This is a genomic window from Natronospira elongata (assembly GCF_034931365.1).
Classification (GTDB): Bacteria; Pseudomonadota; Gammaproteobacteria; order Natronospirales; family Natronospiraceae; genus Natronospira; species Natronospira elongata.
The window spans coordinates 1-7,121 of record NZ_JAYGII010000062.1 but is presented as its reverse complement, the minus strand read 5'-3'; the positions used below and the strand labels follow the sequence as shown (position 1 = coordinate 7,121).

Here is a 7,121-nt window from a genome sequence, read left to right as displayed (position 1 = left end):
CCGGTGCCCGCCGGCAGCATGGCCAGTTTCCGTGCCACCGACGAAGCCATCCGGGACTTTCGCCAGGGCATCCGTGAACGACTCAATGGCGTCGATGGCATTCGTAATCTGGGCTTCGCCGGCCGCATGCCCGGCAGCGATCATCTGATGTTTCAAACCATCCGGGCGGCCGATGATGCCGAGATCGAAGCCCCGGGTATTGCCGTGGGTTGGGATCCCGATGCAATGGACATCCTGGGTTTGCGCCTTCTGCACGGCCAACTGCCGGAGGAGCCGGACCGGGAGCTGGCCGTGGTCAACCGTCACCTGGCCGAGCAGTTCTGGGGCCGCACCGATGTGGTGGGTGAGTTTGTCGAGCAGACCACCGGTGGCTTTGGCGGCAGCAGTGAAGCCGAGCCCATGGAGATTGTCGCCGTGGTGGAAGACATTCACTTCGGCCATCCCCGGGACCCCATGCGGCCCACCGTCCTGCTTGCCGACGGTGGCATGGCCTATTTCGCCGCCCTGCTCATTGATGGCGAGGTCAATCGCGAGCAACTGGACGCGGCCATCGGCGAGTTCCTGCTGAATCACGAGATTCCCCTGGAAATCGAACGGGTCCAGTCCCTGGAAGACGCCTTCACCGATCGCTTCGCCCAGGACCGCTCCCGGGTGTGGATGACCGGCCTTGGTGCGGTCATCGTGCTGATCATGGCGGTGCTCGGCTTCTACGGTACCCTGCGCTTCCTGATGCAGGGCCATCGCTTCGAGTTCGCCCTGCGTTCGGCCGTTGGTGCCGGCCCGGGCAGTCTCTACAAGGATGCCATGCGCCATGGCCTGACCCTGGCCGCGCCGGGTCTGCTGATTGGGCTGCCCATTGCGGTGCTGGCGGTGGTTTCCCTGAGCGACTATCTGGGTGCGATGGACGCACGTGTCTGGCCGGCAGCACTGATGGCGGCGGTCCTGTTGACCGCGGCCCTGGTCCTGGCCATTCACCCCATCGCCCGACAGGCCGCCGGCCAGGATCCGGCACCGGCCCTGCGGGGTGAATAACGGCAGGAACAAATGGCGGAAAGTGAAGGCCTGGCCTATGCTTGACTCAATCCAGGCATAGGCCGGGAAAGCATACTGATTCGGCAGATGAGGACCACACCATGAGCCTGTCCGTCATTGCATTGATCGGCATTATCGCCTGGACCTTCCTGCTGATCTTCATCAACGAGATCATGCGCTCCTGGCTGGTCTTGAGCGGGCGCAAGGATCCCGGTACCTTCCAGCCGGACGGCAGCGATGTCTCGCCCTTCGCCCACCGCCTGGCCCGCGCCCATGCCAATTGCTACGAAAGCTTCCCCCTGATCGGCGGTGTCCTCCTGCTGGCCATCGCCACCGGCCATACCGCCATCACCGATCCCCTGGCCCTCTGGCTGCTGGCTGCCCGCATCATCCAGTCCGGCATTCACCTGGCTTCCATCGCCGGCCCGGCCGTCACCGCCCGTTTTGTCTTCTACTTCATCCAGCTACTTATCGTCGGCTGGTGGCTGATCGGCTTCGCTTGCGAATATCTCCTCTAGCCGCCCAGCCATTGGGATTACCTCGGTGATGCCTCAGGCTGTGTCTTGTCCTGGCATTGTCCGAAGGGGGCACAATGGATCCGGTCATGCGCTTGCTTGCCACCTTCTTCTTCCTGTTTCTGATCGGCGGCGGGGTCACCGTCCTGTACTGGAACTGGCTTCTGTCCCAGTTCTTTCAGAAACTCAAGACCGAAATGCCCGAGACCTTCCAGGCAATGGGCCGGCCGGGCATTGTCACGGTGGAGTCGCCCACCCAGATGTGGGCGCAATTACGCTTCATCCTCAAACGGGAATACCAAGCCGACGGCAGCTTCACCCTGACTCAACTGGGTGACCGACTTTATCGTCTCTTCTGGATCTTCCTGATGGTCATCGGCCTGATGATTTTCAGCTTCCTGTTGCTGGTCCTCTATAGTTTCCTGCTGGAGATGCAGGGTTAGAGCTCTCAGGCGCCCGGCATTACAATACGGTCTCACCATCAGCGGATCATGCCGCAGCGCATTCGGAGCGTGGCCGCAAAAAGTGTATTCAGAGAGATAAAGGGGCTCGGCCTGGATGGGAATCAAATGGGGGAGGGGGATTGTTGCCGGCGCCAATACGGCGAGCGCCCCTGCGCACATCAAACGTATACTCCTGATCAGCCTGCTGCGGCTGCCCATCATCGCCATGGGCCAGATTCCGCCCGATGACTGCGCTGATCCGGACAGTCAGGCCAGCACGCCCTCTCGGGCCTTCATGCCCATCGACGATGGCTCGGTCGTGCGTCACCGGCCGACCGGCCTGGAATGGCAACGCTGTGCCATTGGCCAGCAATGGCATGACGGCGCCTGTCTGGGGGAGGCCGAGCGATTGAGCTGGGAAGCCGCCGGGGAGGTTGCGCAGGCAAAGGGCGATGGCTGGCGCCTGCCCCTGCCCTGGGAGCTGCAATCCATTGTCGAATACTGCCGTGTGGGCCCCGCCATCAACCGTCAGGTATTCCCTGACCAACCCCTGGCACCTGCCAACGTCTGGTCCGGCATGCCCTATGCCGGCGCCGCCGGATACGCCTGGAGTGTCCGCTTCTCCACCGGCGAAGGCAGTTGGGGTCTCAAGCATCGCGGCAGTCGTGTCAGGCTGGTAAGGGACAGCCAGGCCGAACGCCAGCGCCAGTCCCTCATCCAGACCTGGAAAGCCACCGCCCAGACCCCGCCGGGACAATTACTCTCCGCAACCCTGCAGTGGAAGCTCCCCAATGAACTCCTCACTGCCCGCAATGCCCTGGAAAGGATCGCGCAAGTCGGCTTCGCCTCCGCCTGTTTTCATGAAGACACCCCACGGCGAACCCCGAGCAGTGCCTTCGATATCAGCGACGACGGCAAGACCGTCCTCCATCGACCAAGCAGCCTGGAATGGCAACGCTGCCCCCTGGGCCAGAACTGGGCGGGTGACAATTGTGAGGGCGAGGCCAAGCGAGTCGATTGGCAGAGCGCACAGGAAATCGCCGAGCAACAGGCACACGGCTGGCGCCTGCCCACAATCGGCGAACTGGTCACCATCGCCGAAACCTGTCGCAGCGGACCGGCCATCAACCAGCAAATATTCCCGGGTATCACTGAAGGCCGATCCGCCTTCTGGTCCGTCACCCCCTATGCCGGCTCAGACACCTACGCCTGGGATGCCGATTTCGCCGATGGCAGCTTCGGCTGGACAAGAAGAACAATCCCGCTCGGTATTCGATTGGTCCGGGCACAGCCCTGATCCCTCGGGCTCACGCATGCCATATCGGGCACTGTACGATTGGCTCAGCAAGGCACCATAATGAGTTCCAAGGTTGAAGCAGAGGTTATGGCATGAGCCAGAAGGAAACAGGCTTGCGCATTGAAGCGCTAGACAACCCGGCCTGTTATCCCCACCCCGTCGACTCGGTGGAGCGTATCGAGACCCACGGCAACTGGATCCTGTTGGCTGGTGAGTACGCCTACAAGATCAAAAAGCCCGTGGACCTGGGTTTCATGGACTTCACCAGCCTGGAAAAGCGCCGCTTCTACTGCGAGGAGGAAATCCGTCTCAACCGCCGCCTGGCTCCGGCCCTTTACCACCGCGTGGTCAATATCAGCGGTACAGCCGAGGCGCCGCGCATCGACGGCGACGGCGAGCCTTTCGAGTATGCCGTGCTGATGAGTCGCTTCGATCATGGCCAGCGCCTGGACCACCGCCTGGCACGCGGTGAGCTCATCCCGGAATCGCTGGATGAGCTCGCCCGCGACATCGCCGTCTTTCACGCCGACGCCCCGGCTGCCACGCCCGACGGCGACACCGAGCCGCAATATGGTGACCCCGCCGCCCTCCAGGCCATGGCCGCCGATAACTTCCGCGACTGCTGCCGCCTGCTGCCCGAGACCGACCACCCCCGCCTGCAAAGCGTCGAAGCCCTGAGCGAGGCCCGCTTCAAGGCCCTGGCCGAGCAGCTCGAAAGCCGTCGCCGCGAGGGCCGGGTGCGTGAATGCCATGGTGACCTGCACCTGGGGAACCTGGTGTTCCACCAGAACCGCATCCAGGCCTTTGACTGCATCGAATTCAACCCGGACTTTCGCTGGATCGACACCGCCAACGAAGTCGCCTTTCTCAGCATGGACCTCAAATACCGTGGCCGTCCGGACCTGGTCAGCCGCTGGCTCAACGCCTATCTCGAAGCCTCCGGCGACCACCAGGCCATCCCCCTGCTGGGCTTTTATGAAGCCTACCGCGCCATGATCCGCGCCAAGGTCAACCTTATCCGTGCCAGTCAGCACCCCGACAGCGAAGCCGCCGACACGGAACGACAAGCCGCCCGCGACTATATCGAGCTCGCCCGGGCCAGCCTCAAGCCCGGCCAGGGCCGCATCCTCATTACCATGGGCCTGTCCGCCAGCGGCAAGAGCCATATCGCCCAGCAACTCATCCAGGCCCTGCCGGCCCTGCGACTGCGCTCGGACGTGGAGCGCAAGCGCCTCTTCGGCCTCGACCCGCTCCAAGCCAGTGGCGCCGAAGTCGACGCCGGCATCTACACCCCCGAAGCCAGCCGCCAGACCTACCAGCGCCTGGCCGACCTGGCCCTGCTCATCGCCCGCGCCGGCTACACCGTCATCGTCGATGCCACCTTCCTCCAACGCCCGGGCAGAGACCACTTCCGCCAACTCGCCAGCGACAATAATCTAGGCTTCGCCATCCTCCACACCCACGCGCCCATCGATGTCCTGGAAACCCGAATTAAAAAGCGCCAAGCCACCGGCAAAGACCCCTCCGAAGCCAACATTGAAGTGCTGCACGTCCAACACCAGCGCATGGACCCCATCACTGAGACCGAAGCCCCCTACGCCCTCGATATTGACACCACCCAAGCCCTGAGCCCGGCAGCCCTTGCCAAACGGGTCCGCGATTTAGAACAGGGCTAGATCGGGCCCGAAAATAACCTGGGTTCTGGCAAGTCCAGCAGCCCTGGTTTAATCTCCAGCTCAATACCAGAAGCGGCGGACGCCGAGTAGGCGGACCTGCGAAGCGGACAAATGATTCAGGGGGAATCAATGACACCAGAGCAAAAGGAAGCGGCCGCCGAAGCCTTACTCGCGCCCAAGCGTCAAGAGCTTGAGCAAGCGCAGGCCAGGTTCAGGAAGGAACGGCGTCAACGCCGTAGCCAGCGCCGAAACGGCGTACTGGCGTTGCTGGGCTTTTCACTCGGGGCTGCCGTTAGCTACGCTCTGACACAAGAACTCCATCCGGGCGCACTAATCGCCTTGGCCACGGGGTATGTTCTGGCCGAACTGTACCGGCGATTCTGGCTTCGCCGGGCTTAGCTGCCCAGTCCCAGACACTACCGCTCGCCAACGGCACCGCAGAGGCTGACCCAGTCACCTGATTACCCTGGAGTGCCGGAACCATTCGGCAAACGGAAGGAGATGCAAGTCATGCTGAGTAGATCAGGTCAGGCCAGGCCATGGCGTGTCGGTCTTTCGCTTTTACTGACCGTGTTATTTGGGGTCTTCCCTTCACCTTCTGTGGTTGCATCAGAGGGGCGAATGGACGATTTGCTAACCGACCAGCGCAACTATTACTCGAAAGATAGATTGCTCCGCCTTGGGGTGGTTTTTGGTGTAGGTGGGATAGCCGCAAATACATCATTCGATGAAAGGTTTCAGAGGCACTACCAAGACCGAATTAGAAATGCCCACACAGATGAGTTTTCAGAGATGGCGCTGTTGTTTGCCGAAGGGAAGTATCTCATACCGGTTACTCTGTCCCTGGCAAGTTTATCTCTAATTGATGAAGATTCTTCGCTTGGCGAATTTGGCGGCAATACAATAAGGTCGTATCTTGTAGGCGCTGTGCCCGTGTTTGCAATGCAACGAGTCACCGGTGCAAGCAGACCGGGGGAAAGCGATCGCGGGTCTAAATGGCAGCCATTGGCCGACGATAACGGTGTCAGTGGCCATGCCTTTGCCGGAGCCGTTCCGTTTCTTGTGGCGGCCAGAACCGTTGAAAATCCCTTCGCCAAATATGCATTGTATGCCGCATCGCTAGCCGTTCCCTTCGCAAGGGTAAATGATAAAGACCACTATGTCTCTCAAGCTGCATTGGGGTGGTATATGGCTTTTGAAGCAACCGGCGCCGTGCTGGAAACCGAAAGGAATAAGCGCATTGGAGTTGCCCCTATGGTTGGCGGAGACTACTACGGTATAGCGGTCTTTGGATCGTGGTAGCGATGTTTCAACTGTATGCCGATTGCCTAAACGTGGACTCTGTAGTTCCTCGGTCTCAGGGGATCCTTCTCAAATCGAGGGGGTGCGGGTATGGCAGCTCGCTGAAGTCTATTCCCTCCACTGGAAAATCAAGGCAGACCCAAGGGGAGGCCCCATGACGGAAAGACATATCGTGCAAAGGAAACGCAACCGCGGGCAGTACGACTTTGAAGCACTCTGCGCGGTCCTCGATGACACCATCGTCTGTCATGTGGGATTCGTCCAGGATGGCGAGCCTGTGGTCATTCCCATGCTCTACGCCCGCGACGGCCGGGATCTTCTCCTGCACGGCTCGGTCGCCTCCAGGCTCCTGGGTGAGCTGGCCAAGGGCATCCCGGTCTGTGTCACCGTCACCCACATCGACGGCCTGGTGCTGGCCGCCTCGGTATTCGATCACTCGGTCAACTACCGCTCCGCCGTGATCTTCGGCAAGGCTCATGAAATCGAGGATCCAGACGAGAAAGCCCGGATATTCGATCACATGGTGGAATACATGATCCCCGGCCGCACCAAAGAGGCCCGACCCGCCAACCACAAGGAAACCGCCGCCACCACGGTCCTGCGCCTGTCCATCGACTCCTTCTCGGTCAAGCAGCGCAAAGGCCCGGCCGGCCCCGTGGACGCCGGCGATCCGAAAAATGTCTGGACCGGCGTCATCTCCCTAAGCACCCACTGCGGCCCACCCCAGACCGAGCAGGACCCCGGCCAGGTACCTGACTACATCAGCGACTACCGGCTGGATGCGGACCGATTGAACAGACGGAAAAGCTAGTTATGATCAACTTCCGTTCTTGCAAAACACCACGCACAGGGGAGC

General features: G+C 61.2%; 7 protein-coding genes. All 7 read left to right on the top strand.

Annotated features, from left to right (window positions below):
- A partial coding sequence (locus VCB98_RS13395; protein WP_346053377.1) for an FtsX-like permease family protein occupies positions 1–1,032 on the top strand: 1,032 nt, incomplete at its 5' end.
- 101 nt (positions 1,033–1,133) lie between these two features.
- Positions 1,134–1,550, top strand: coding sequence for an MAPEG family protein (locus VCB98_RS13390; RefSeq protein WP_346053375.1), 417 nt, complete (start codon positions 1,134–1,136; stop codon positions 1,548–1,550).
- 74 nt (positions 1,551–1,624) lie between these two features.
- Positions 1,625–1,990, top strand: a complete 366-nt coding sequence (locus VCB98_RS13385) for a hypothetical protein (RefSeq protein WP_346053373.1) — start codon at positions 1,625–1,627, stop codon at positions 1,988–1,990.
- Between the two features lie 115 nt (positions 1,991–2,105).
- A complete protein-coding gene (locus tag VCB98_RS13380) occupies positions 2,106–3,287 on the top strand; it encodes an Lcl C-terminal domain-containing protein (RefSeq protein ID WP_346053371.1) in 1,182 nt (393 codons plus the stop codon).
- Positions 3,288–3,379: 92 nt separating this feature from the next.
- Positions 3,380–4,963 (top strand): bifunctional aminoglycoside phosphotransferase/ATP-binding protein, encoded by a 1,584-nt coding sequence (locus VCB98_RS13375; RefSeq protein ID WP_346053369.1) that lies wholly within the window; start codon positions 3,380–3,382, stop codon positions 4,961–4,963.
- Positions 4,964–5,473: 510 nt separating this feature from the next.
- Complete coding sequence (locus VCB98_RS13370) at positions 5,474–6,265, top strand: hypothetical protein (protein WP_346053368.1); 792 nt, start codon at positions 5,474–5,476, stop codon at positions 6,263–6,265.
- Positions 6,266–6,419: 154 nt separating this feature from the next.
- On the top strand, positions 6,420–7,076 hold the full coding sequence (locus VCB98_RS13365) for a pyridoxamine 5'-phosphate oxidase family protein (RefSeq protein ID WP_346053366.1): 657 nt from the start codon (positions 6,420–6,422) through the stop codon (positions 7,074–7,076).
- The last annotated feature ends 45 nt before the right edge of the window (positions 7,077–7,121 follow it).